General features: G+C 44.0%; 2 protein-coding genes. One reads left to right on the top strand and one right to left on the bottom strand.

Features of this window, described 5'->3' with window-relative positions; all coding sequences use genetic code 11:
• On the top strand, window positions 1-943 hold a 943-nt coding region (locus RMO52_RS20945; protein ID WP_310418167.1), incomplete at its 5' end, for an ATP-binding cassette domain-containing protein.
• Window positions 944-1075: 132 nt separating this feature from the next.
• Here RMO52_RS20945 and RMO52_RS20940 read toward each other — a convergent pair.
• A partial coding sequence (locus tag RMO52_RS20940) for an RtcB family protein (protein WP_310418164.1) occupies window positions 1076-1717 on the bottom strand: 642 nt, incomplete at its 5' end.

The following is a 1717-nucleotide window of genomic DNA, read 5'->3' as shown; positions in this document are numbered from 1 at the left end:
CGAAGATCGCCAGATTATTTCTGATTTTACCTACGAATTTTCACCCGACGATCGGATCGGCATTATCGGTGAAAATGGGGCTGGTAAATCGACGCTGATGGATATCTGTACGGGACGATTGGCACCCGACAAAGGTAGTGTCGATATCGGTACCACCATCCATATCGGCTACTTCGATCAACATTCAGAAGATTTACAAGAAGCAGGTACCGAACAACTCCGCGCGATCGATTATATTAAAGAAGTTGGCGAATACGTTAAAGTTGCCGATGGTACCCAAATTACCGCATCGCAAATGTTAGAGCGGTTTCTGTTTACACCCAACCAACAATATACCCCGATTAATAAACTTTCTGGTGGTGAAAAACGCCGTTTATTTCTATTGCGCGTACTCATGAGTATGCCGAATGTATTAATTCTCGATGAGCCAACCAACGATCTCGACGTACAAACATTAGGAGTTCTAGAAGAATATCTCTCCGAATTTAATGGCTGCGTCATCGTAGTTTCGCACGATCGATACTTCCTCGATCGCACTGTCGAGAAAATATTTGCGATCGAATCTGAAGGCAAAATTCGCGAGTATCCCGGTAACTATTCCGTCTATCTCGACTACAAACAAGCCGAAGCCAACGCCGAAAAATTAGCAGCTAAGAATCAGCTAAATACTAAAAAAGTCGCCCCAACAGTAGCCGCACCAGAACCACCTAAACCCGATACCCAAAAACGTAAATTATCCACCTGGGAGCAACGCGAATTTACCAAACTCGAAGCCCAAATTGCCAAACTCGAAGCAGACAAAACCAAGCTCGAACAGCAATTAGCTCACTCGCCGAATGCAGCCTACAGTGAGCTTCAGAAAATAACTGCGGAATTAGAAAAAGTTAATCAATCGATCGATACTACCAGCGAACGATGGCTAGAATTAGCTGAGTTTGCGTAGCTTTAAACCTCGATTTTTATTTAAACGCTGTTGCCATCTTTAAGTTTCTAGTCCGCGTAGGCGGACTTTGCATCACCAGCGGCGGTTTCAACCGCTGGCTAACCTGTGACATTACTAGATTCAGCCTAAGTGTCACCCTTTAATACAGACTACTTGCTTGAGAGTGGCGACTACTTCTACTAAATCAGATTGATTTTCCATCACTTTATCGATCGATTTATAGGCTGCTGGAATTTCGTCGAGTAATTCTGTATCTTTGCGACATTCAACGCCACTAGTTTGAGCGATTAGATCGTCTAAAGTATAAGTATTTTTTGCCATCGCTCTCGACATAATGCGTCCCGCGCCGTGAGAACAACTACAGAAACTTTGGGCGTTACCTTTGCCTTTAACGATGTAAGATTTAGTCCCCATCGAACCGGGGATAATGCCATAATCTTCTGTCTGAGCGCGGACTGCGCCTTTACGAGTTACATAGACTTCTTCACCGAAATGTATTTCTTTCTCGGCGTAATTGTGATGGCAATTAATCTCAAGTAATGGTTTCATTTTTTTACCACCATTAAGATGCTGCTCCATAATCCGCACAAATCGCGCCATCATCACATCGCGGTTGGTTTTGGCGTAATCTTGCGCCCATTGTAAATCGCGCCAGTAGGCGGCAAATTCGGGCGTACCAGCGACAAAATAAGCCAAGTCTCGATCGGGTAAACTTAGATCGGCTAATTTAGCGAGATCTTTAGCGGTTTCGATATGACATTGGGCGAGTTTATT

The organism is Chamaesiphon sp. OTE_8_metabat_110, assembly GCF_031382685.1.
Taxonomy (GTDB): domain Bacteria; phylum Cyanobacteriota; class Cyanobacteriia; order Cyanobacteriales; family Chamaesiphonaceae; genus Chamaesiphon.
The sequence above is the reverse complement of the archived record's forward strand: the minus strand, read 5'-3'. Positions and strand labels throughout refer to the sequence as shown.